The following is a 1360-nucleotide window of genomic DNA, read 5'->3' on the forward strand; positions in this document are numbered from 1 at the left end:
AGGAGATCCTGGAAACGTTATTGAAAGAACATCATATCAGTCACTATGCTTTTGCTTTGCGTGATACCCATGCAAGGCGTGAATTTTGCGTCCAGTACCAGGAAAGTGACGCAGAATTTCTCGATCGCCTTGCCGCTGAGGAAGGGATTTTCTATTTCTTTGAGCATAAAGATCAGCAACACACGTTGGTCTTTGCCGATGATTGCGCCGCACTGGATACCGGGCCAACACTCCCTTACCATCCTGCCAAAAGGGCAGATTCGGACGAGTTGTGTATCAGTACTTTTCGTCGCAAAGAAAGTCTGCGCCCGTCTGAAGTCTTGCTGAAAGATTACACCTTCAAAAATCCAGGTTGGCAGGCAGAATCCCGTGAGTCTGCCAATGACCTTGAACACCAGGCTTTCGATTATCGCCATTATGACTATCCTGGTCGCTTCAAAGGCACTGGCCCAACAGGCGATCAATTTGCCCGCTGGCGCGTCCAGGCGTTGCGTAACGACGCGCATCAGGGAGAAGGCGCGGCCAACAGCCCGGCGCTCCAACCTGGTGTGTGGTTTACATTGGAAAATCATCCGCTGGAAACCCATAACGCACGCTGGCAAATCACCGGGGCTACGCACACCGGCAGACAGCCGCAAGCATTGGAAGAGGCCACCGGGGAACAGGGCACCACGTTAGGCTGCCAGTTTACCTTTATACCCGACAAGCAAACCTGGCGTCCCCTTTCGCTGCCAAAACCGCGCATCGATGGTGCACAGGTGGCGATCGTCACCGGAGCTGGGTCTGAGGAAATTTATTGCGATGAGTACGGCCGGGTCAAGGTGCGCTTTCCCTGGGATCTCTCTGGCAGAACGGATGACACCAGCTCCTGCTGGATACGGGTTTCGCATCCGTGGGCGGGTGCTGGCTGGGGTATGTTAGCCATTCCGCGTGTCGGCCATGAAGTCATTGTGGAGTTTCTCAATGGTGACCCCGATCAGCCGGTCATTATTGGGCGCACCTATCACGCCAACAATCTGCCACCTGGTGACTTACCGGCGACCAAAACCCAGATGGCTCTCCGCTCAAAAAACCATAAAGGCGACGGCTTCAATGAGCTGCGGTTTGAGGATCTCAGGGGCGGTGAAGAAATCTATATTCATGCACAGCAAGACATGAATACCGACGTACTGCGGGATCAGACGACCACCATCAATCGGGATATGACACTGACGGTCGATAATAACCGAACCTCGGTGATCAAAGTCGATGATGATGAGTCCGTCGGGGGATATCAGACGCTCACGGTGGCTAAGGATCAAACCGTCACCATTGATGGCCAGCAGACCACGGTCGTCAAGAAAAGCCGCTTTCTTGAGGT

1 protein-coding gene is annotated in these 1360 nt (G+C 53.6%); it reads left to right on the top strand.

Annotation, left to right across the window (positions count from 1 at the left end):
• Window positions 1–1360, top strand: a 1360-nt coding sequence (locus ACKWMY_RS28150; protein WP_409487541.1) for a type VI secretion system Vgr family protein, incomplete at both ends; no start/stop codon positions are given.

It is taken from the genome of Serratia sp. J2, assembly GCF_046269175.1.
Lineage (GTDB): Bacteria > Pseudomonadota > Gammaproteobacteria > Enterobacterales > Enterobacteriaceae > Chania > Chania fonticola_C.